The 23,133-nt window shown below is 74.3% G+C and carries 10 protein-coding genes; 5 read left to right on the forward strand and 5 right to left on the reverse strand.

Features of this window, described 5'->3' with window-relative positions:
* Position 1: 1 nt before the first annotated feature.
* Together M4J07_RS02210 and M4J07_RS02215 are read left to right on the forward strand one after the other, a co-directional pair.
* The gene (locus tag M4J07_RS02210; protein ID WP_255966538.1) at positions 2 to 11,476 is read left to right on the forward strand and encodes a type I polyketide synthase; all 11,475 of its coding nucleotides are present in this window, start codon (positions 2 to 4) and stop codon (positions 11,474 to 11,476) included.
* Between the two features lie 241 nt (positions 11,477 to 11,717).
* Positions 11,718 to 13,844, forward strand: a complete 2,127-nt coding sequence (locus M4J07_RS02215; protein WP_255966540.1) for a HelD family protein — start codon at positions 11,718 to 11,720, stop codon at positions 13,842 to 13,844.
* Here the strand turns inward: M4J07_RS02215 and M4J07_RS02220 are convergent.
* Positions 13,808 to 14,374, reverse strand: a complete 567-nt coding sequence (locus M4J07_RS02220; RefSeq protein WP_255966542.1) for a TetR/AcrR family transcriptional regulator — start codon at positions 14,372 to 14,374, stop codon at positions 13,808 to 13,810. The two genes, M4J07_RS02215 and M4J07_RS02220, sit on opposite strands and share 37 nt — an antisense overlap.
* Positions 14,375 to 14,519: 145 nt before the next feature.
* Here M4J07_RS02220 and M4J07_RS02225 point away from each other — a divergent pair, with 145 nt between their 5' ends.
* On the forward strand, positions 14,520 to 15,983 hold the full coding sequence (locus tag M4J07_RS02225; RefSeq protein WP_255966544.1) for an MFS transporter: 1,464 nt from the start codon (positions 14,520 to 14,522) through the stop codon (positions 15,981 to 15,983).
* 121 nt (positions 15,984 to 16,104) lie between these two features.
* Here M4J07_RS02225 and M4J07_RS02230 read toward each other — a convergent pair whose 3' ends face one another.
* Entirely contained in the window at positions 16,105 to 17,028 is a 924-nt protein-coding gene (locus tag M4J07_RS02230) for an alpha/beta fold hydrolase (RefSeq protein WP_255966546.1), read from the reverse strand.
* 722 nt (positions 17,029 to 17,750) lie between these two features.
* Between M4J07_RS02230 and M4J07_RS02235 the strand changes: the two genes are divergently transcribed.
* Complete coding sequence (locus M4J07_RS02235; protein ID WP_255966548.1) at positions 17,751 to 18,344, forward strand: sigma-70 family RNA polymerase sigma factor; 594 nt, start codon at positions 17,751 to 17,753, stop codon at positions 18,342 to 18,344.
* Between the two features lie 127 nt (positions 18,345 to 18,471).
* On the opposite strand, the gene M4J07_RS02240 is transcribed toward M4J07_RS02235, so the two are convergent.
* From M4J07_RS02240 to M4J07_RS02250, 3 genes are all read right to left on the reverse strand, one after another.
* Entirely contained in the window at positions 18,472 to 18,939 is a 468-nt protein-coding gene (locus M4J07_RS02240) for an SsgA family sporulation/cell division regulator (protein ID WP_255966550.1), read from the reverse strand.
* Between the two features lie 157 nt (positions 18,940 to 19,096).
* On the reverse strand, positions 19,097 to 19,570 hold the full coding sequence (locus M4J07_RS02245; RefSeq protein WP_255966551.1) for a nuclear transport factor 2 family protein: 474 nt from the start codon (positions 19,568 to 19,570) through the stop codon (positions 19,097 to 19,099).
* Between the two features lie 56 nt (positions 19,571 to 19,626).
* Entirely contained in the window at positions 19,627 to 22,434 is a 2,808-nt protein-coding gene (locus M4J07_RS02250) for a helix-turn-helix transcriptional regulator (protein WP_255966552.1), read from the reverse strand.
* A gap of 278 nt (positions 22,435 to 22,712) precedes the next feature.
* Here M4J07_RS02250 and M4J07_RS02255 point away from each other — a divergent pair, with 278 nt between their 5' ends.
* Positions 22,713 to 22,976: a cytochrome P450 gene (locus M4J07_RS02255; RefSeq protein WP_445276294.1), complete on the forward strand. Its 264-nt coding sequence runs from the start codon at positions 22,713 to 22,715 to the stop codon at positions 22,974 to 22,976.
* Positions 22,977 to 23,133: the final 157 nt, after the last annotated feature.

Below are 23,133 nucleotides of genomic sequence, written 5' to 3' on the forward strand. Positions count from 1 at the left end.
CATGAGCAACGAGCAGAAACTCCGCGACTACCTCAAGCGGGCGACGGTCGACCTGCGGGAGAGCCGTCAGCGCGTGCACGACCTGGAGGAGCGCGCGCACGAGCCGATCGCGATCGTGGGCATGGCGTGCCGGCTCCCGGGCGGCATCGCCTCCCCCGACGACCTGTGGGAGCTGCTGAGCGCCGGACGCGACGCCGTGGGCCCGTTCCCGGAGGGCCGCGGCTGGGACCTGGAGAACCTGTACCACCCGGACCCCGACCACCTCGGGACCTCGTACGCCCGCGAAGGCGGCTTCCTGCACGAGGCGGACCGGTTCGACGCCGAGTTCTTCGGCATCGGCCCCCGCGAGGCGGCGGCGATGGACCCCCAGCAGCGGCTGCTCCTGGAGACCGGCTGGGAGGCGTTCGAGCACGCGGGCATCGACCCGACCGCGCTGCGCAGCACCCGTACCGGCGTGTACGTGGGCGTCATGTACGACGACTACGGCTCCCGCCCCAACGCGCCCGAGGACTTCGAGGGCTACCTGCTGACCGGCAGCGCGGGCAGCGTCGCGTCGGGCCGCCTCGCCTACACCTTCGGTCTCGAAGGCCCGGCGGTCACCGTCGACACCGCCTGCTCGTCCTCGCTCGTCGCGCTGCACCTCGCCGCGCAGTCGCTGCGCCAGGGCGAGTGCTCGATGGCGCTCGCCGGCGGGGTGACGGTGATGGCGACCCCGGGCACGTACGTGGAGTTCTCCCGGCAGCGCGGCCTGGCGCCGGACGGCCGCTGCAAGGCGTTCTCGTCGTCGGCGGACGGCACGGGCTGGGCCGAGGGCGTCGGCGTCCTCGTCCTGGAGCGGCTGTCGGACGCGCGGCGCAACGGGCACCGGGTGCTCGCGGTGGTCCGCGGCACCGCCGTCAACCAGGACGGTGCGAGCAGCCAGTTGACCGCGCCGAACGGACCCGCGCAGGAGCGGGTCATCCGGGACGCGCTGGCCAACGCGCGGCTGTCGGCGTCCGAGGTGGACGCCGTGGAGGCGCACGGCACGGGCACGCGGCTTGGCGACCCGATCGAGGCGCGGGCGCTGCTGTCCACGTACGGGCAGGCCCACGGCGACGACAACCCGTTGTGGCTGGGCTCCGTCAAGTCGAACATCGGTCACACGCAGGCCGCCGCGGGCGTCGCGGGCGTGATCAAGATGGTGACGGCGATGCGCGAGGGCGTCCTGCCCACGACGCTGCACGTCGCCGAGCCCACCCCCGAGGTCGACTGGTCGGCGGGCACGGTACGGCTGCTGACGCAGGCTCAGCAGTGGCCGGAGCTGGACCGGCCGCGCCGGACGGGCGTCTCGTCCTTCGGCATCAGCGGGACCAACGCCCACGTGATCCTCGAAGAGGCGCCGCGCGACCGCGCCGCCGACCCGGAGACAGACCCGGCGACCGGACCGGAGACGGGGCCGGATGTCGTCGCGCGGCCGACGCGGCCTGCCCCGTGGCTGCTCTCGGCCAAGACGGAGACCGCGCTCCAGGCCCAGGCGGGCCGACTGCTGGCCTGGCTCGCCGACCACCCCGACGCGGACGACGCCGACGTCGCCGCCGCGCTGACCGGTACCCGCGCCCAGCTGGGCCGGCGCGGCGCGGTGCTCGGCGCCGACCGGGCCGCCCTGCTCGCCGGCCTCACCGCCCTGTCGACCGGGGCGGCGTCCCCGCACGTCGTGTCGGGCGTCGCCACCGCCGGTGACACGGCCTTCCTGTTCACCGGGCAGGGCGCCCAACGCGCCGGTATGGGCGATGAGCTGGCCGCCGCGTTCCCGGTGTTCGCCGCCGCCCTCGACGAGGTGTGCGCCGCGTTCGACCCCCTGCTCAAGGTGCCGCTGCGTACGGTCATGTCCACCGGGACCGACGCCTCCGGGACCGGCGCCGACGACAGCGGGCGCACGGCTGCCCTGCTCGACCGGACGGAATACACGCAGCCCGCGCTGTTCGCGTACGAGGTCGCGCTGTACCGCCTCCTGGAGTCGTTCGGCGTCACCCCGGACGTGGTCGTCGGGCACTCGATCGGCGAGCTGGCCGCGGCCCACGTGGCCGGGGTGTGGTCGCTGGCCGACGCCTGCCGGCTCGTCGCCGCCCGCGGCCGGCTGATGGGCGCGCTGCCGGCCGGGGGAGCGATGCTCGCCGCCGCCGTACCGGAGGAGCGGGCACGGGAACTGGTCGCGGCCGGGACGGTCTCGCTGGCGGCCGTGAACGCGCCCGCCGCGGCCGTGTTCTCCGGCGGGACGGCGGCGATCGACGCCCTGCACGACCAACTGTCCCAAGAGGGCGTGAAGACCCACCGGCTGACGGTCAGTCACGCCTTCCACTCGGCGCTGATGGAGCCGATGCTCGCCGAGTACGAGCAGGTCGCCGCGTCGGTGGAGTACCGCACGCCCCGCATCGACGTGTGCTCCACCGTGTCCGGTGCGCCGGCCGGTCCCGAACTGCTGACGCCGCAGTACTGGGTGCGGCAGGTGCGCGAGGCCGTGCGGTTCGCCCCGGCGGTGCGGTCGCTCGCCGACGCGGGCGTGCGCCGCTTCGTCGAGGTCGGTCCCGACGCGGTGCTGGCCGCGCTGACCCGTCAGACGCTGGGCGACGAGCTCGCGTCCCGCTCGCTGGTCGCGGCGGCGTCCCGGCGCACCGTCGACGAGGCCGACCAGTTCCTGCGGCTGCTCGCCGACGCCCACTGCTCCGGCGTCACCGTCGACTGGACGCTGCTGTCGCCCCGACGGCCGGCCACCCACCTCGACCTGCCCGTCTACGCCTTCCAGCACCGCAGCTACTGGGTGCAGTCCGACGACGGCGCCCTCGGTGACCTGGGCCGCGCCGGCCTCGCCGGGCTCGACCACCCGATGCTGCGCGTCGCCGCGCCGCTCGCCGGCCGCGACGAGTGGCTGTTCAGCGGCAGGCTCTCCGCCACCGGCCAGCCGTGGATCGCCGACCACACGGCCTTCGGCTCCGTGCTGCTGCCCGGCACCGGGTTCGTCGACCTCGCGCTGGCCGCGGGCCACCGCCTGGACCTGCCCGTCCTGGACGAACTCGTCCTGGCGACACCGCTGTTGTTCGACGGCGACGACGCCGTGGACGTACAGCTCTCGGTGACCGAGCCCGACCACACCGGCCGCCGGAGCCTGTCGATCCACTCGCGGGCCGCCACCGGCACCGGCCCGGCACAGCCGGGCGAGCCGGACTGGACGCTGCACGCCACCGGCACCCTCGCCCCCGACGACGGCCGGACCCCGCAGTGGTCCGGCCCCGACTGGCCGCCGGCCGACGCCGAACCGGTCGACGCGACGCACCTGTACGACCGGCTCACCGACCTGGGATTCGGCTACGGACCCAGCTTCCAGGGCGTGCGCGCCGCCTGGACCGGTGCCGACGACGTGTTCGCCGAGGTGGCCCTGGACGAGACGACAGCGGGCCGCGCGGCGGGCTTCGGGGTGCATCCGGCGCTCCTGGACGCGGTCTTCCACGCCGCCATCGACGTGCTCGCCGAGGACCTGCCCGACGGCAGGCTGCCCCTGCCGTTCTGCTTCGGCGGCGTCCGTGTGTTCCGGCCCGGCGCCGCCGCGGTCCGCGCCCGCATCATCCGCTCCGGTCCCGAGAAGGTGCGCATCGACGCCTGCGACACCGCAGGCGCCCCGGTGCTGTCGATCGACGCCGTGCTCGCCCGCCCCGCGGACGCGAGCGCCCTCGCCGGGGCCCGCACCCCGCTCTACGCCCTCGACTGGACGCCGGTGACCGCGCCCGCCGCGCCGGACCGCCAACTGGTCGCGCTGGGAAGCCCGTTCGCGGGCTGCGCCGAGACGTTCGAGGACGTCGCGGCGTTCGCGGCGAGCGGGGACCACACCGGTGCGGCCGTTCTCTGGTCGCCCGATACGGAGCCGGCGGACGGCGACCGCGCCGGTGCGGTCCCCGCGACCGTCCGCGCCGCTGTGCACCGCGCCCTCGCCGTCCTGCGCGACTGGCTCGCCGAACCGGGCTGCGCCGACGCGACGCTGACCGTCCTGACCCGCAACGGAGCGGGCCTGCCCGGTGAGACGCCGGACCCCGCGGCGGCGGCCGTCCGCGGCCTGGTCCGCAGTGCGCAATCGGAACACCCGGGCCGCATCGTGAACGTCGACCTCGACACCGGCGACCCGGACGACGACACGGGCCACGACTCCGCGGACCTGCACCGCCGGATCGCCGCAGCGATCGCCACCGACGAACCCCAACTCGCCCTCCGCGACGGCGGCGCGTTGGCGCCCCGGCTGATCCGCGCGACCGCCGCCGAACCGGCCGACCGGCCCTTCGGCGACGGCACCGTCCTGATCACCGGCGGCGCGGGCGGCCTCGCCGCCGTCACCGCACGCCACCTGGTCACCCGGCACGGGGTACGCGCACTGCTGCTCGCCTCGCGCCGCGGCTCCGCCGCGCCGGGCGTCGAGGACCTGGTCACCGAACTGACCGGACTGGGCGCCGCCGTACGCGTCGCCGCGTGCGACGTCAGCGACCGCGCCGCCGTCGCCGCGCTGCTGGAGTCCGTCCCGGCGCACGCACCGCTGACCGCCGTCGTGCACACCGCGGGCGTGGCCGACGACGGCACGATCGAGACCCTGACCGCCGCGCAGGTGGACCGGGTGCTCGCCCCGAAGGCCGACGCCGCCTGGCACCTGCACGAACTCACCCGCGACCTCGACCTGTCGGCGTTCGTCCTGTTCTCCTCCGCAGGACCGCTGCTCGGCGGGCACGGCCAGGGCAACTACGCGGCCGCGAACGCCGCGATGGACGCCCTGGCGCAGGTCCGCCGCAGCGCCGGTCTGCCCGCGCACTCGCTGGCCTGGGGCCTGTGGAAGCGCGGCATGGCCGACGCGCTGAACGACGCGGGCGGCGACCACCTGGCCCGGCAGATCCGCGCCCGGCTCGGCCTGGCCCCGATCGAACCGGACGCCGGCATGCGGATGTTCGACGACGCGCTGAGCACCGGCGAACCGCTGCTGATGACCGCGCTGCTCGACACCCCCGCCCTCACCGCGCTGGGCCGGCTCGGCACGCTGCCCGCGGTGCTGCGCGGCCTGATCCACGTACCGTCGCGCGGCGGCCGGGTCGCCGACAGCCCGTTGCGCCAGCGGCTGCTCGACGCCCCCGCCGACCAGTGGGAGGCGCTGATCCGCCACGAGGTCCGCGCGATCGCCGCCGCTGTCCTCGGCCACGAGTCGGCCGACGCCGTCGACCCCGAGACACCCTTCACGGAGCTGGGCTTCGACTCGCTCGGCGGCGTCGAGTTCCGCAACAAGGTGACCGCCGCGACCGGCGTCCAGCTCCCGTCCACCCTCGTCTTCGACTATCCGACCGCCGCCGCCGTCGCGGGCTTCCTGCGCACCCGGGTCGACGGTTCCGAGCCGGCGCGACCGCGCCCCGCCGCGACCGGGTCCAGGGCCAGGGCCGGGGACGACGAGCCGATCGCGATCGTCGGCATGAGCTGCCGCTACCCCGGCGGCGTGGAGAACCCCGACCAGCTCTGGGACCTGATCGACGGGCGCGTCGACGCGATCACCCCGATCCCGGGCGACCGCGGCTGGGACCCCGACCGCCTCTACGACAGCGCCCCCGGCAAACCCGGCAGGATCTACACCCGCGAAGGCGGATTCCTGCAGGCCGCGGGCGACTTCGACGCCGCATTCTTCGGCATCGGCCCCCGTGAGGCGGCCGCGATGGACCCGCAGCAGCGGCTGCTGCTCGAGGCGTCCTGGGAAGCCCTGGAGGACGCAGGCATCGACCCGACCTCGCTGCGCGGCAGCGACACCGGGGTGTACGCGGGCGTCATGTACCAGGACTACGGCCACACGGCGCGCGACGCCGCCGACGGCGCCGCGGAAGGCTATCTGGCGACCGGATCGGCCGGCAGCGTCGTCTCCGGCCGGGTGTCCTACTCCCTCGGCCTCGAAGGGCCCGCGGTGACCGTGGACACCGCGTGCTCGTCGTCGCTGGTGGCCCTGCACCTGGCGGTGCAGGCACTGCGCGCGGGGGAGACGTCGCTGGTCCTGGCCAGCGGGGTGACGGTCATGTCGACCCCGCTGCTGTTCCTGGAGTTCTCCCGGCAGCGGGCGCTGTCGCCCGACGGGCGCTGCAAGGCGTTCTCGGACGCCGCGGACGGCGTCTCGTGGGCCGAGGGCGTGGGCGTACTCGCTCTTGAGCGGCTCTCCGACGCGCGGCGCAACGGGCGCCCGGTGCTCGCCGTGATCCGCGGCAGCGCCATCAACCAGGACGGCGCGAGCAACGGCCTGACCGCGCCCAACGGCCCCTCCCAGGAGCGGGTGATCGCGCAGGCGCTGGTCAACGCGGGAGTCGCCGCGGCCGACGTGGACGCGGTGGAGGCGCACGGCACGGGCACCACGCTGGGCGACCCCATCGAGGCGCAGGCGCTGATCAACGCGTACGGGCAGGAGCGCGCCGAACCGCTGCGGATCGGGTCGCTGAAGTCGAACATCGGGCACACGCAGGCGGCGGCCGGTGTCGGCGGTGTGATCAAGATGGTGCAGGCGCTGCGGCACGAGGTGCTGCCGCCCACCCTGCACGTCGACGCCCCGTCGTCGCACGTGGAGTGGGCGGAGGGCGCGGTACGGATCCTGACCGAGGCCGAGCCGTGGCCGGCCGGGGAGCGGCCGCGCCGGGCGGGCGTGTCCTCGTTCGGGATCAGCGGCACCAACGCGCACGTGATCATCGAGGAGGCGCCCGCGGCCCCGCCGCAGCCGGTCGACCCGCAGCGCCCGGCGGCCCTGCCGCTGCTGCTGTCCGCACGGACGCCCGCCGCGCTGCGGACCCAGGCACGCCGAGTGCACGACGCCCTGCGCGCACACCCGGACCTCGACCTGACCGACGTCGCGGCGACCCTGGCGCTGCACCGCGCCCGACTCGAACGGCGCGCCGCCGTCGTGGGCCCCGACCGGGAGACGCTGCTGACGGCCCTCGCGCACCTGGCGGCCGACGAAGCCGGACAGGGCATCACCGACGGCATCGGCCGGACGGGCACGACCGCGTTCCTGTTCACCGGCCAGGGCGCGCAGCGCACCGGCATGGGCGCCGGACTGCACCGGGAGTTCCCGGTCTTCGCCGCCGCGCTCGACGAGGTGTGCGCGGAGTTCGACGCGCACCTGGAACACCCGCTGCGGGACGTCATGTCCGGCACGACGGCCGAGACCCTGCTGGACCGCACCGAGTACGCCCAGCCCGCCCTGTTCGCGTTCGAAGTGGCGATGTACCGCCTCGTCGAGTCGCTGGGCGTGACGCCGGACGCGCTGGCCGGTCACTCGATCGGCGAACTGGCCGCGGCCCACGTGGCCGGGGTGTGGTCACTGTCCGACGCCTGCCGCCTCGTCGCCGCCCGGGGCCGCCTGATGGGCGCGCTGCCGACGGGCGGGAGCATGCTGGCCGCCGCGGTGCCGGAGGCACGGGCCGAGGAACTCCTCGCCGAGGCCGCCGCCGGTCCGGCGGGCGGCACCGTCTCGCTGGCCGCCGTGAACGCCCCGGACGCCGTCGTCCTCTCCGGCGACGGCGACGCGGTGGCGGCCCTCGCATCGCGGCTGACGGCCGAGGGCGTCAGGACCAGCAGGCTGCGGGTGAGCCACGCCTTCCACTCCGCCCTGATGGATCCGATGCTGGCCGACTTCGCGGAGATCGCCGCGGACCTGACGTACCACCAGCCGCGCATCCCCTTGTGCTCCACGGTCTCCGGCACCCTCGGCGACGACTCCGTGACGACGCCCGAGTACTGGGTGCGGCAGGTGCGCGAGGCCGTGCGCTTCGCCCCGGCGGTGCGGTCACTGCACGACGCGGGCGTGAGCCTGTTCGTGGAGCTGGGGCCGGACGCGGTGCTGACGGCCATGACCCGCGCCACCCTGGCGACGGACCCCGCCGCACGCGCCTCGGCGGTCGCGACGTCCCGGCGCACGGCCGCCGAGCCCGAGCAGCTGGCTGCCGCACTGGCCGCCGCGCACGGCGCGGGCCGGCCGGTGCGCTGGGCCGCCTACTTCGGGGTACGGCCGCAGGCCCGGATACCGCTGCCCACCTACCCCTTCCAGCACGAACGGTTCTGGCTGCGACCGGCGGAGGCCGTCGCGCCGCTCGCCGGCGCCGACTCCGCCGACCACCCACTGCTGCACGCTCAGGTGCAGCTCGCCGGCACGGACGAGTGGCTGTTCACCGGCAGGCTCTCGCTGCGTACGCACCCGTGGCTCGCCGACCACACCGTCCTCGGCACGACCCTGCTGCCGGGCACCGGTTTCGTGGAGCTGGCGCTGGCCGCCGGCGCCCGGCTCGACGTGCCCCGCCTGGCACGGCTGGAGTTGGAAGCGCCGCTGGTCCTCCCGGCCGACGGTGCCGCGGACCTCCAGCTCGCCGTGGGCGCACCCGACGCCGACGGGCACCGGACCGTCGCCGTCCACTCCCGCGCCGCCGACACCTGGGTGCCGCACGCTCGTGGCCTGCTCACCCCCGCCGTACCGACCGCACCGTCCACGGCGCCCGACTGGGCCCGGACGTGGCCCCCGGCAGCGGCCGAACCGGTCGACGGACAGCAGATGTACCGCGCCCTCGCCGACCTCGGCTTCGGATACGGCCCCGTGTTCCAGGGCGTGCGCGCCGCGTGGACGCGGGGCGAGGAAGTCTTCGCCGACCTGGCGCTCGACACCGACACCGCGGCGCGCGCCGCCGCCTTCGGACTCCACCCGGCGCTGCTGGACGCCGTGTTCCACGCGGCGGTCGACCCGCTCGCCGCGGCCGGGCCCGACGCAGGGGTGCCCCTGCCGTCCGCCTTCGACGGCGTCCAGCTGGCCCGGGCCGGTGCGAGTGCCGTACGCGTCCGCGTCGTCCGCACCGCACCGGACACCTTCGGCGTGACCGCGGTCGACGCGACCGGCGGCCCCGTGCTGAGCGTGGAGTCGGTGCGGACCCGCCCCGTCGAGCGGCAGGCACTGGCCCGACTGCGCGGCGGGGCACCGCTGTTCGACGTCGACTGGACCGCCGTGCCCGCCGCCTCCCCGGCGGACACCGGACGCGTCGCCGTGCTCGGCGACCCGGCGACCGTCGACGCCTCCGAGCCCCTGACCCACTGCGCCGATCTCGCGGAACTCGCCGCGCTGCCGGACGCCCCCGACACCGTGGTGTGGTCGGCGCCGCGCGCGACCGGCGCCGGAGCGGCGGACGTACACGCCGGCGTGCTGACGACGCTCGCCCTGCTCCAGGGCTGGACGGACGCCGAACTCCCCGGCCGGCTCGCGATCGTGACGCACACGGCCGCCGGACTGCCCGGCGAGGAACCCGATCTGGTCGCGGCCGCCGTGACGGGTCTGGTGCGCAGCGCCCAGTCCGAGCACCCGGGCCGGTTCCTGCTCGTCGACCACGACCGTGACGCCCTGCCGCTCACGACGCTCGCCGACGCCGTGGCCCAGGACGAACCGCACCTGGCGGTACGCGAGGGCCGCCTCCTGGCACCGCGACTGCACCAGCTGCCCGCCACCGAACCGGGCGGTACACCACCGTCGTTCGACCACGGCACGGTGCTCGTCACCGGCGGCACCGGTGGCATCGGCGCGATCGTCGCCCGGCATCTGGTCACCGCGCACGGCGCCCGACGGCTGCTGCTGGCATCGCGGCGCGGCGCCGCCGCCGACGGCGCCGCCGAACTGGTCGCCGAGCTGACCGGCCTCGGCGCCGACGTCCGGGTCGAGGCGTGCGACGTCACCGAACGCGGCGCCGTACAGGCCCTGTTGGCCGGCATCGACGCCGATGCGCCGCTGACCGCCGTCATCCACGCGGCGGGCGTCCTGGACGACGGCACCCTCGCGTCCCTCACCACCGGTCAGACGACCCGGGTGCTGGCGCCGAAGGTCGACGCGGCCCTGCACCTGCACGAGCTGACCCGCGACCTGGACCTGTCGGCGTTCGTGCTGTTCTCGTCCGCGGCGCCGCTGCTCGGCGGCCAGGGACAGGGCAACTACGCCGCCGCGAACAGCGCGTTGGACGCGCTGGCCCGCGTGCGGCGCAGTGCGGGCCTGCCCGCGCACTCGCTGGCCTGGGGCCTGTGGACCGTCGGCATGGCGGGGGCGCTCGGCGGGGACGGCGCCGAGCAGTACGCCCGCCAGATCCGGGCCAGGCTCGGCCTCGTCCCGATCGAACCGGACTCCGGGATGGCGCTGTTCGACAGCGCCCTGGCCACCGGCCGGGCGACCCCGATGACGGCGCTGCTGGACACGGCGGCGCTCACCGACCTGGCGCGCGCCGGCACCCTGCCCGCGGTGCTGCGCGGCATGATCCGGGCTCCCCGGGCCGAGGCGGGTGCCGGGGCCGGCCTGGCGCAGCAGCTCGCCGCACTGCCCGGCGCCGACCGCGACACCGTGATCCTGCGCGAGGTGCGCAACGTCGCCGCGGCGGTCCTCGGCCACGCGTCCGGCGACGCGATCGACCCGAACGCGCCGTTCACCGAGCTCGGCTTCGACTCCCTCGGCGCCGTCGAATTCCGCAACAGGCTCGCGCAGTTGACCGGGCTCACCCTGCCGACGACGCTGATCTTCGACCACCCGACCGCCGCCGACGCGGCGAAACTGGTGGGCTCGCGGATCGAGGAGTCCGCCACCGAAGCGGTCGAGCAGACCCCGGCCGGTGTGCGCGGCACGATCACCGACCTGGTGGCGGCGGCCCATCGCCGCGGCGATCTGGCCGGGGCGCTGCCCCTGCTCACCACGAGCGCCGCGCTGATGCCCACGTACACCGCCGACGAGGCCGCCGCGCAGCGCCCGGCCGCGCAACTCCTCGCGCGCGGCTCGGCGGCACCCGCGCTGATCTGCATCCCCTCGTTCCTGGCGGGCTCAGGGCCGCACCAGTTCGCCCGCCTGGCCCGCGAGTTGGCCGGCGAGCGGCAGGTCAGCGCGTTGCGGCTGCCCGGCATGCGCGCGGGCGACGACCTCCCGGCGACCTGGGCGGCGGCGATCGGGAGCCTGGCCGCGGCCGTCACGGCGGAACTGCGGCACGGCCCGGTGGCGCTCGTCGGCTACTCGGCGGGCGGTGCGCTCGCCCATGCGGTCGCCCGGCGCCTTGAGGACGACGGCGCCGAACTCGCGGGCGTCGCGATGATCGACACGTACTCCCCGCAGGAGCCCGAGCTCAACCGCCGTGTGCTCACCGACGCGTTGGGCCAGATCCTGACCCGGGACAACGCACTCACCCCCGTCGACGACCACAGCCTGGTCGCCATGGGCGGCTACGTGCGGATCTACCCCGAGCGCGTGGCCGAGCCGATCGCCGCGCCGACGCTGAACCTGCGGGCCACCGTGACACTGAGCGGCTTCGGGGACGCCGACCCCGTCCCCGGCTGGCAGCACCGCGGACCGGCCGAGCACATCGAGGGGGACCACTTCTCGATCATCGAGGAAGGCGCGGCACGGACCGCCGAGCACCTCCGCCGCTGGCTCGAATTCAAGGAATGAGGCACACAAACTCCGGGAGTGCAATGAGCGAAATCCGGAACAGCGAAATGCACGACAAGTAAGCGACGAGCAATACGTTCGGCCGTCATGGATTCAGCCATGGGGGCACGGCTCCAACAGGTAAGTCAAGACTTACCTTTGGGGAGCTGTGGCCCTATGGTGTGGCTCGAATCGAAGGAGCCCTTTGTTGTCGAAGAAGAATGATTCTGCTGTGCGTGCGGTTGAATCGGAGCAGGATTATGTGTCCTCCTTGTACGCCGTGCTCGGCGAGCGCCTTTCCGAGGCGAGAGCGCAGCGCGCGAGTGTGCTGAAGGCGCCGACGGACAGCGCAGGCGAGGCGTACGAGAGGGAAATCGCCGCCGAGCGCCTCGCCAAGGAGATCGGCCGGCTGGAGGGCGCCGAGAAAGGACTCGTCTTCGGCCGCATCGACTGGACGGACGGCACGGCCCTGCGCATCGGGCGGATCGGACTGCACACCGAGGAGGACGACCTGCCCCTGCTCGTGGACTGGCGCGCGAACGCGGCGCGGCCCTTCTACGAGGCGACGCCGGTCCACCCGATGGACCTGCGGCGGCGCCGGCACCTGCGCCTCGACGAGCGCACGGTCGTCTCGGTGAGCGACGAACTGCTCGACGGGACCGACCCGACCGACGAGGACGTCGTGGGGGACGGCCCGCTCACCGAGGCGCTGTCGGCCCGGCGCACCGGCCGGATGCACGCGGCCGTCGCCACGCTGCAGGCCGAGCAGGACGAGATCGTCCGCTCCCGCCACCGCGGCGTGACCGTGGTGCAGGGCGGACCCGGCACCGGCAAGACAGTGGTCGCCCTGCACCGGGCGGCCTACGTCCTGTACGCGTTCCCGCGCGCAGCGGAGGAGGGCGTCCTGGTGGTGGGCCCCAACGCCCGGTTCCTCGACTACATCTCGCAGGTCCTGCCCTCGCTCGGCGAGAACGACGTCGTCCTGGCGACCTGCCGGGAACTGGCCGCGACGGCCACGGACACCGTGACCGCTCTGGACCCGGCGGACCCGGCGGACCCGGCGGACATGGTGACGGACTCGTTCGACACGGCGCGCCTCAAGGGCGGTTCGGACCTCGCCGACGCCTTGACCGGGCTGCTGCGCACCCACCAGGCCCCCGACGGCGACTTCGCCGTACGCGTCGGACAGGAGCTCGTCCACCTGTCCGAGGAGGACGTCGCCACGGCCCGCGCCGCCGCCGTGTCGGCCGTGCCGGGGCACAACCCCGCGCGCCAGGTGTTCAAGGAGCTCCTGGCCGACGCCGTCACCGACGCGATGCAGCGGGACATGGGTGACCTGCTGGAGCAGATCGACGCCGATGCCGAGAGGATGACCGGCCTGAACCTCGACCGGTTCACGGGCGCCGCCCAGCGCCGTGCCGAAGGCGCGGCCGAGCCGGGTCCCGCCCACGAACTGGACCTGGACGCCCTGCGCGCCGACCTTCTCGGGGACGCGGGCTTCGACGGAGCGGTCGAGGAGCTGTGGCCGCGCCTGGCCCCCGACGCCCTCGTGCAGGCGCTCCTGACGGACGCCGACGCCCTCGCCGAGCACCTGCCCCGCCTGACCGCGCCCGAACGAGACCTTCTGCTGCGCGGTCCCGACGACCCGTGGACCGAGGCCGACGTGCCGTTGCTGGACGAGGCGGCGAGCCTGGTCGACGGCCCGCCGGAGCGGACGTACGGGCACGTCGTCGTCGACGAGGCGCAGGAACTCACCGCCATGCAGTGGCGGATGATCGTGCGCCGCTGTCCGGGACGGGCGATGACGCTGGTGGGCGACTTCGCCCAGGCGGGCCCGGTCGCGACCGCACGGGACTGGAAGGAAGCGCTGGCTCCGCACGTCGGACCGCGGTTCAAACTGCACAACCTGACCGTCAGTTACCGCACCACGCAGGAGATCCTGGACAGCGTCCGGGACCTGCTCACGCGGATCGCCCCCGACCAGGAACCCACCCGGTCACTGCGGAGCGGCGAAAGCCCGCGCACCGTGACCACACCTCACGACGAATTGGCGACCGCCGTCCTGCGGGAACTCCGCGCCCAGAACAGCGCCCAGCCGGACGAACTGCTGGGAGTGATCTGCGCGGACGACAGGGTGGGCGAACTGACGACCCAGGGAGTCGCGCAGCACGCCCGCATCGTCCCGGCGTCCGAAGCGCGCGGACTGGAATTCGACGGAGTCGTCGTGATGAATCCCGAGGAAATCATCACGGCCCGGCCGGGCGGGGAAAGGGACTTGTACGTGGCGCTCACCCGGGCCACCAAACGTCTCTGCACCATCACCGCCCAACCGGTTCCGGCGGACCTGGTCGGTCAGGACAGCAGCCGGTCGACCAGCCCGTCGACGTAGTCCGCAGTGAGCTCCATGCCGAACAGGACGCGGATGTACATTGGGGCCAGGACGTGGTCGAGCACGTCGAGCACACCGGGCGGTCGTTCACCGCGTTCGGTGGCGCGATCGAGCATGGCCTGCATCTGCCGCGTCCGTTCGGCGAGGAGGCCGTCGCGCGCCTGCGGGCCCTGCCGGCCGTCGGCCGACAGGGCGACGGCCAGGCGCACCACCGCCAGTCCGTCGGGTCCGGTGATCTCGCGGGCCACTTGGGCCGCGTACGTGCGCAGGTCGCCGGCGACGCTCCCGGTGTCGGGCATCGGCGACTGCGCGTTGAGGCGGGTGAGCGCCACGTCGCTGAGCAGGGCCTCCAGGCTGCCCCACCGGCGGTAGATGCTGCTGTCGGCCACGCCCGCGCGGGTGGCGACCTCGCCGACGGTGAAGTTGCCGTAGCCGCGCTCACTGATGAGGTCGGTGACGGCCTGGTGCACCTGCGCGCCGACGCGCGCGCTGCGTCCGCCGGGCCGCCGGACCGGCTGTCGCTCGTTCATCCCTCCACCTTAACGCAGTCAGGACTTGCGTTTGTGAGGTGACCCGTTCTATAGTCGCCTAACGCAGTCCCTGACTGCTTTAGGGCGCTCGGGGCTGACCACGTCGGCCGTGGAGAGGCTCAACCAACAAGTGAGAGGAATCCCCATGGCTGCATCGCCCGCGACCGCAGGCAGCCGGTCGAACCCGGCCGTGCTGCTCACGGTGACCTGCCTGGGCCAGTTCATGGTCCTGCTCGACAACACGATCGTCGGAGCCGCGCTGCCCGACATGCAGCACCGGCTGCACACCGAACTGACCGGTCTGCAGTGGATCGTCGACGCGTACGTCCTGCTGGTCGCCATGCTGCTGCTGTCCGGCGGCGTCTTCGCCGACCGCTTCGGCCGCAAGCGGGTGTACCTGACCGGCGTCGCGGTGTTCACCGCCGCGTCCCTGCTGTGCGCCCTCGCGCCCTCGCTCGGCTGGCTGATCGTCGGCCGCGTGCTGCAGGGCGTCGGAGCCGCGGCCCTGAGCCCCGCCTCGCTCGCCCTGCTCGCCGCCGCGTATCCCGTACCGCAGGAGCGGATGAAGGCGATCGGGATGTGGGCCGGGTTCAGCGGCATCGGTCTCGCCGCGGGCCCGGTGGCCGGCGGCGTGCTGACCGAGGCCTTCGGCTGGCCCGCCATCTTCCTCGTCAACCTGCCCATCGGCGTGGTCCTGCTGCTGGTCGGCGTGCGCCACCTCGGCGAGTCCCGCAATCCGCACGCTCCCGCGATCGACGTCCCGGGCACGGTGCTGTCCGTCCTGGCCGTGGGCGTCCTGACCTACGGTCTGATCGAGGGCGCCGCCCGCGGCTGGACCTCCCCGGTCATCCTGGGCAGCTTCGCCGCCGCGGCGGTCCTCCTCGCCGCCTTCATCGCCGTCGAGGCACGCCGGTCCGCTCCGATGCTCCCGCTGGGCCTGTTCCGCCGGCGCCTGTTCACCGTGTCCAACACCGCCATGACGGTGGTGGGGTTCGCGCTCATGGGCTCGTCGTTCTTCTTCTCCCAGTTCTTCGTGTACGTCCAGGGCAGCTCGATCCTCCGCGCCGGCCTGCAGACGCTGCCGCTGTCCCTCGCGATGGTGGTCGTCAGCCCGTACGCGGGCCGGCTCGCCGCGCGGTACGGCTTCCGCATCGTGGTCACCGTCGGCATGGCCCTGGCCGGTCTCGGCCTGCTGGCACTCGGCACGGTGCACGCCGACACCGGCTACGGGAACGTGTGGTGGCGGCTCGGCATCGCCGGTGCCGGCTTCGCCCTGGCCATGTCCCCGCTGACGGGAGCCGCCATCCAGGCGGTCAGCCCGCAGGAGGGCGGCCTCGCGTCCGGCATCAGCAGCACCACCCGGCAGATCGGCGCGGTGTTCGGCGTGGCCGTCCTGGGAGCCATCGTCCGCGCCCGGCAGTCCGGCGGCGCCTCCTTCGAGTCCGGCCTCAACAGCGCCTTCCTCGCCGCAGGAGCCGTCACCTTGGTCACCGCCGTGTTCACCGGCCTCTGGCTGGCCAAGTCCAGGCCCGCGCAGGCCACCGCGGCGCCGCAGCCCTCCGCCGAGGCGGTCACGGCCCTGAACGAGGCGCCCGCGAACAGCCGTTGACGTCGACGGCAGCGCCCGTCGCGACCGGGAGGTGTCCCGCTGGAAACCCTCCAGCGGGACACCTCCCGGTCACCGTCACGTGCCCGCGCATCCCCCGCGCCGCGCTTCGGGTCGCAGCGCTTCAGGCTCGTCCCGCCACGAAGTCGCGCACGGCGTCGGCGAAGACCGACGGCTCCTCGATGTGCCCGAAGTGACCGCTGTTCTCCAGCATCAGCAGCCGTGAGCCGGGGATCAGCTCACTCAGTTCCAGGCCCCAGCGCGGGCCGCAGATCACGTCGTGGCGGCCCACGATCACCAAGGCCGGCACCCGCAGCTCCTTGAGCGCGGCGCGGTCGTCGATGACGTCCGGGGCGCCGTGCTCGTCCAGACCGGAGATGTACGTGGCCCTGATCGCGTCCCGGACCTGGGACAACTCCGCTTCGTGGGCCCAGTAGTCGGCGAAGTACGAGGGGAAGACGCCGCGGGCCACGGCGACCGTGTCGGCGTCGCTCGCCATCGAGGACATCGCGCCGAACGCCGCCAGGACCTCGCCGAGCCCGGGCTGTTCACTGTGCTTCGCGGCGAACTCCTCGACCCTGCGCCCCGCTTCCGCGCCGTGCTCCGGTCCGGTGACGGGCGCGCCTTCGTACAGCACGACGCCTGCCAGCTGCTCGGGGTGGTGCAGGGCGTGGTGGGCGGCCACGAACGCGCCGTGCGAATGCCCCAACAGGTGCACCGCGGGCACGTCCAGGTGCTGGATGAGCCGGTCGAGGGCCTCGCTGTACCGGGCGCGGGTGTAGCCGTGCGGGTGTGAGGGCAGGCGGTTGCCCTCGCTGGTGCCGATGGGCTCGACGTACACCATCGTCAGGTGCTCCTCCAGCGCGGGCATCCGCAGGTACTCCCAGAAGATTCCGGGGCCACCGGGGTGGACGACGCACACCGGCCCGTTCCCATGCACGTGGTACCGCTGGACGAGGCCGTCGTGGTGGTGCGTGTGGGTTCCGGGGGAGAGGGGGCCGGTGGCGGCCGGTCCCTGGTCGTGGGTGTCTGCGGTGGTGGGGGTCATCCGGGTCTCCTGTCGTCGGGTGCGGGCGATGTGCCGGCTGCGGCCCCGAGACAGCTGTGGTCCGGGCGTCCGACATGAGAACGGTCCCGGGCCCGTTCCGGGTTCACATGTGTCTCGCTTCCGCCCTCGCGTCGCGCATTCACTCGTCACCAGCTTGACGGGTGACGAATGTGCTGCCATGCTCGTATCACCGCCTCAACCGGTGACGACGGATCCACTGTCGGCCCGGCAGGCAACCGAGCACCTCTCGACCCGAACGGGGAGCACCCAGACCGCGGGTCCCGTGCCACTTCCCCCGGCACGGGGCCCGCACCGGACCGGGCGGTCACGCCGATGACGAGGGACGACACATCATGTTCATGAAGAAGCAGAACCACACAGGCGCTCTCCGGCGGTGGCGTCGCCGTTCCGAACCCACCGCGACACCAGTGGCGTGCGACGGTCCCGCGCTCCATACCACCGCGACCGCGGTGGGCCGCCGGTGGCCCGACGCCACTCAGGTGTCGGCGTGGTCCACGACGGCGGTCACCTGGGGCTACGGGCCGGCGCCGTCGGAGTTCCTCTGACGTCACGGGGTGTGGGGTTTCCCCGAATGCGGCGAGATAAGTCACACGTGTGATCCCGGCACACCCACCTACAATGGGTTCCTACCGCTCGCCGCTGTCCGCGGCCCCCACGACGGCTCGTCGCCGCGTCACGTCGCCGCACGACACAGAACCAGGATGGCTCAGAACGCTATGGCCACGTCCGTCACGGCTGTGACCCGAACCGGCACCTCGCGATCCGGCCTCTCCGGGGCCGGCGTCCCCCGGTCCGAGGCCGCCGGGTCGGAACTTCTCCGGACCATCGTGGGAGAGCACCGCGCCGGACTGGTCTCGTACGCCGAGAAGATGCTGGGCGATCGCGGGCTCGCCGAGGACATCGCCCAGGAGACCGTCATCCGGGCCTGGCGGAACATCGACCGGCTGCTCGGCATGGAGGGGTCGGTCCGGGGCTGGCTCTTCACGGTCGCCCGCCACCTGGTCATCGACCGGGTCCGCAGGGCGCACGTACGACGGGAAGTCGTCGGGGAGGCCCACCACGAGCGCGCTTCGGGCCCGGACGGCACGGCGCTCGTCCACGACACCCTGGTGGTCAGGCCGCTGCTGCTCCGGCTCTCCCCCGAACACCGCGCCGTACTGGTGCACATCTACCTGTGCGACCGCAGCATCCAGGAGACCGCCGGCATCCTGGGCGTGCCGACCGGAACCGTGAAGAGCCGTCACCACAACGCCCTGCGCAAGCTCCGCGCCGTGGCCCGCCGCGAGGCCGCCTAGCCGGTCCGGGGCGTACGGGTTGGTCAGGGGGTGGCTGCCCGGCCATGCGTCGGCCGCCGCGTGTGCGGCGGCATACGTGTGGAGTGGTGAGCACCGGCAGGTCATGCGTGGCCGGCCGCGGCCGTCGTCAGTCGGCCGTCGCCCCGGGGCTGCCGAGGAGCCTCCGCAGGAAGGCGTCCCAGTCCAGACCGGCCATCTCCGCCTCGGCGGTGACGATCCGGTACGTGGCGTCGAGCCACTCCGCGAGCCGGGCGGTGGGCAGCTCGAACAGGGCCTCCACGTCCGGCGATTCGAGGAGCAGCCACGACGAGGGCCGCTCGCGGGACAGCGTCGGCCACATCCGGACCTCGCCCGACCCGCTCATCGACGTCACGCCGCGGTGCAGCAGCTCGCGGCCGATCCGCCACAGGAGGCCGGGGCCGCGTTCGGCGAGGAACTCGACGCTGATCACCGCGGGCGCGTCCGGGTCGAAGTGGAAGGCCGCCCGCACGGGCCGCCGGGTGAACTCGTCGAGCATCTGGTCGACGTCCAGGAGCAGCGGCGGTACGTGTCCGGGCACCGGACGCGCCCGCAGAGGTGACTGATCACGGTGCATGACGGGGTTCCCCTTCGTGAAGTGATGTCTGCGTGTGTCCCCCACTCTTCATCGGGGGGACGAACGCGCACATCAGTCACATGACGCCGAGCGTCCGGGACAGTCACGGGCCACCGCCGCATGTCAGTGCGTCAACTGTGGTTCTCCGCGGCGTCGGCTAGCGGTCCCCGGCCGCCGCCCGCAGATGGTGACGCACGTCGCCGACGAGGTTGATGCGGGCCCGCCGCTCCACGAAGTACCACTGCCCGGCGCGGAGTTCGAAGCGATCGTGGTAGCGGCCCGCGGCGATCGGTTGCAGCGTGGAGCCGGGCAGGGCCTGCAGCACGGTGACGTAGGAACGCGAGGACGCGGTGGCCGCCGCGGCGTCGACGTCGATGGCGATGTTGGTGGTCACGTGGTGGGTCCGGGGCGTGCCGTCGGCGTACACGATCAGCATGTCCCGGAACATCTCCTCGATCGCGTCGCGTCCGCTCACCGGATCGCCGCTGCCGGTGAAGACGGCATGTTCGAGAAGCACGCCCAGACCGGCGAAGTCACCGTCGTCCACGAGCTCGGCGTACCGCGCGAGCAGGTTCTCGATCGCCCGGTGACTGGACGGCAGGTCGACGGGCGCGGGACTGGATACGGACATGTTTCCTCCGGGCGATACGTGCCGTGTGTGGGGGCGGTGACACACATCTTGCCCGATCACCGGTGGCGGTCGTCGTCGTTCATCCGGTGCAGTGCGTCCCGCAGCGCCACCCGGGACGCGATGCCGAGCTTCGGATAGATCTGGTACAGGTGTGTGCCGACGGTCCGGTGGGAGATGAAGAGCCGCTCCGCGATCTGCTTGTTCGTCAGCCCGGCGGCGGCCAGTTCGGCGATCTCGCGTTCCTGGGCGGTGAGTGCCGTCCGGTGGCCGTCGGCCGTGCTCGGCGTCGCCCGGCCCGCCGCCCGGAGTTCCTTGCGGGCGCGCTCCGCCCAGGCCGCGGAGCCCAGTTGCTCGAACGCGTCGAGGGCGGCGGCCAGCGGGACCTTGGAGTCGGACAGGGCCCGGGACCTGCGCAGCCGTTCCCCCTGCGCCAGGCGCACCCGCGCCAGCGCGAACGGCGCCCGCTCCGCCCCCGGCGTGGCCAGCGCCTCGCCGAACAGCCGGGCCGCGTCGGCGTCGTCCTCGGCGACCAGCGCCCGCGCGCCGCAGGCCAGCAGCGCCAGCCGGGGCGAGAGGCCCGCCACGTTCGTCTCGCCCAGCGCCCGTACGTGGGCGAGCGCCTCGGCCCGGCGGTCCGTGCGCACGGCGGCCTCGACCAGGTCGAAGAACACCCACGACGCGTGGGCGACGTACGGCGGGAAGTCGCCGGCCGGGCTGATGGCGCTCACCCGCCCGAACGCCGCGTCGAACTCGCCGTCGGCGATGTGCGCCAGCGCGTGCACGTGCAGCGCGCAGTGCACGGCCTCCCGGATGCCCCGGGGCGCCGCCCAGTTCGTCATCGCGTCGGCGAGCGCGTGCGCCGTACCGGAGTCGCCGCGGGACGCGGTGATCAGGCCCTTGGTGTACTGGAAGAACCAGGTGCACACGGTGTACCCGGACGTCGCGCACGCCGTCAGCCCTTCCTCCGACAGCTCCAGCGCCTCGGCCCACGCGCCGCGGTGCCAGTCCTCCAGGCACAGGTGCAGCAGCGCCCCGATGTGCCGGCGCACCGCACCGCCCTCCCGCCCCTGCCGGACCAGCCGCCAGGCCGCCTCCCGCACCGCGGGCAGCCGGTCCGGGTACACCGCGGCGGTCCCCACCCTGACCACCCGGGCCGGGTCGGTCTCCGCCGTCGTGCCGTCGATGATCTCGTCCAGGGCCTTGAGCGTCTCCGCGTCGGCGTGCGCCGGGTCGCCCCACGTCCGCGCGGCGACCAGGAGCAGCGGCGGGGGAGCGGGACGCAGCCGGGCGACGGCCGCGTAGAACGGCGCCCACAACTCCTCGTTCGCCCCGTAGTTGCACAGCAGCAGAAGGAAGTGCAGCGCGTCGACGAGCGCCGGATCGTCCGCGTCGAACCCGTGGTCGCCCTGCTCGATGGCACCGACCAGCAGCCGGTGGGCCGTCGCGAGGTCCCCGTCCCCGTTCAGCACGAGCTGCACGGCGGCGGTCGCCGAGCGCAGCGACGCACCGTGCCGGGGATCCGCCCGCCGCGCGTCCTCCAGCAGTTCCGAGGCGCTGTGCAGGGCGCCGATCGCCTCGGCGCCCACGTACGCGGCCTCGGCGAGGCGGCGGGCGCGGTCGCTGTCCAGCGGGCTGAGGTCCGCGGCCCGGGTGAGCGCGCCGATCGCGGCCACGGAGTCGCCGCGCTCCAGGACCCGCCGGGACGTCTGCTCCAGGAGCAGGGCGACGTCCTCGTCGGGCCGGAGCGTGGACTCGCCCAGGTGCCAGGCCCGTTGCTCCGGCTGGTCGACCCGTACGCGGGCGAGGGCGCGGTGGGCCGCCCGCCGGGCACTGCTGGGCGCCGCCTCGACGACCGCCGACATGATGAGCGGGTGCCGGAAGACCAGGCGGCGCGGCGACTCCGGCACCCGTACGAGGCCGTCCCGCTCGGCGGGATCGAGGTCCCGCAGGTCCGCGTGCCCGTCGCTCTCGCGGGCGGCGGCGGACAGGACGCCGAGGTCGCCGGTGCCGTCCAGGGTGGCGAGCAGCAGCAGGGTGCGGGTCGCGGCCGGCAGGGAGTTGACCCGGGCGACGAACAGGCTCTGGAGGCGTTCGCCCAGCGGCAGCACGGCGGGCAGCACCTCCCGTGCGCTGCGCTGGTCCGCGCGCAGCGCGCCGGGGAGTTCCAGCAGGGCCAGCGGGTTGCCCTGCGCGGCGTCCAGCAGCCGGTGGCGCACCGGGTGGGCGAGGTCGGGGAAGCGCAGTGCGACGAGGCGGGCCGCGGACTGCGCGTCCAGCGGCGGGAGTTCGTACGACGGCAGGCCGCTGCCGTCGAAGAAGCTGTCCACGCCGGTGCGCGAGGCGCCGAGGAACCGGACGCGGCCGGCGTCCTCGGACAGGCGCCGGGCGAGGAAGCCGAAGACGGCGGCGCTCGCCCGGTCCACCCAGGGCAGATCGTCCACGATCAGCAGCACGGGACCGTCCCCGGCCACCGCCCGCAGCAGGGCGAGCGAGGCGTTGCAGACGACCAGGCGCTCGGGCGGCGGCCCCGCCCCGAAGCCCAGGGCGACGCCCAGCGCCTCCCTCGTCGCGGGCGGCAGCCGCTCGAAACCGTCGTACAGCGGCAGCAGGATCTGGTTCAGCGCCGCGTAGCTGATGTCCGCCTCGAACTCGGCGCCCGCCGCGCGCAGCACGCGCGCACCGCTCCCGGCCGCGGCGTCGGCCACGGCGTCCAGGACCGCGGACTTGCCGACCCCCGGGTCGCCGGACAGCAGCAATGCCCCGGCTCCCGGTCCGTCCCACCAGGCGCGGATTCGCCGCAGCTCGCGCTCGCGCCCCACCAGGGTGTCGGCCGGTCCGGCGTGCGACGCGTCGTCGGGACCCACCGGTCACCGCCCCTTCCCGGCCCTGTCCGTACGAAGGAGACGACTGAGCCGGGCCGCAGGGCGTACGGCGCCGGGCGGCGCACGCCGAGGGGGAGGGGACCGCGGGGCGTTTCGCCTGGGCCTCCTTCGGCGCCCCGCCATTGTAGGAGCGCCCGCCGGCGCGGGAACGCACGGCCGCACGCGGTCCCGCGCGACACCGCACGCCCGGCGCCCGGCGCCTCGGCACATGACAACCGGCACACGAATGAACCCGTACGGGGACGTCCGCCGGCCGCGCCCTGCCGCAGGCCGACGACGGTGACCCGGACGCGCTCGACGTCACCCGCCGCGGGGCCCGCCATCTCGCCTTCGGCCATGGCATCCACCACTGCCTGGGCGCCCCGCTGGCCCGCCTGGAGGCCCGCGTCGCCCTGCACACCCTCCTCACCCGCGTCCCCGCTCTCGAACTGGCCGTGCCCGCCGCCTCGTTGGAGTGGTTCCCCGCCGGCATGGTGCGGGGCGTGGTGGCCCTTCCGGTGCGCTACCGGACCACGGTGGCGTGACTGGTCAGTGACGTGGACGGGCTGAGCGTGGCCCGTCGGCTCACCGGGGAGGACGCGCCGCCGCGCCCCGATCCTCCCGGCCCCTGCTGCCCGAGGCGGCGCAGCACCGCCGGCACCCGCCGCTGCCGGCCCGAAGCCGTCCGGACGAACCCCGACG

Source organism: Streptomyces longispororuber (assembly GCF_024448165.1).
Lineage (GTDB): Bacteria > Actinomycetota > Actinomycetes > Streptomycetales > Streptomycetaceae > Streptomyces > Streptomyces longispororuber_A.

What these genes read in the sequence shown, in the direction of transcription:
- M4J07_RS02210 (WP_255966538.1), top strand. Translation starts at nt 2, where the DNA reads ATGAGCAACGAGCAGAAACTCCGCGACTACCTCAAGCGGGCGACGGTC.
- M4J07_RS02220 (WP_255966542.1), bottom strand. Translation starts at nt 14,374, where the DNA reads ATGAACGAGCGACAGCCGGTCCGGCGGCCCGGCGGACGCAGCGCGCGC.
- M4J07_RS02225 (WP_255966544.1), top strand. Translation starts at nt 14,520, where the DNA reads ATGGCTGCATCGCCCGCGACCGCAGGCAGCCGGTCGAACCCGGCCGTG.
- M4J07_RS02230 (WP_255966546.1), bottom strand. Translation starts at nt 17,028, where the DNA reads ATGACCCCCACCACCGCAGACACCCACGACCAGGGACCGGCCGCCACC.
- M4J07_RS02235 (WP_255966548.1), top strand. Translation starts at nt 17,751, where the DNA reads ATGGCTCAGAACGCTATGGCCACGTCCGTCACGGCTGTGACCCGAACC.
- M4J07_RS02240 (WP_255966550.1), bottom strand. Translation starts at nt 18,939, where the DNA reads ATGCACCGTGATCAGTCACCTCTGCGGGCGCGTCCGGTGCCCGGACAC.
- M4J07_RS02245 (WP_255966551.1), bottom strand. Translation starts at nt 19,570, where the DNA reads ATGTCCGTATCCAGTCCCGCGCCCGTCGACCTGCCGTCCAGTCACCGG.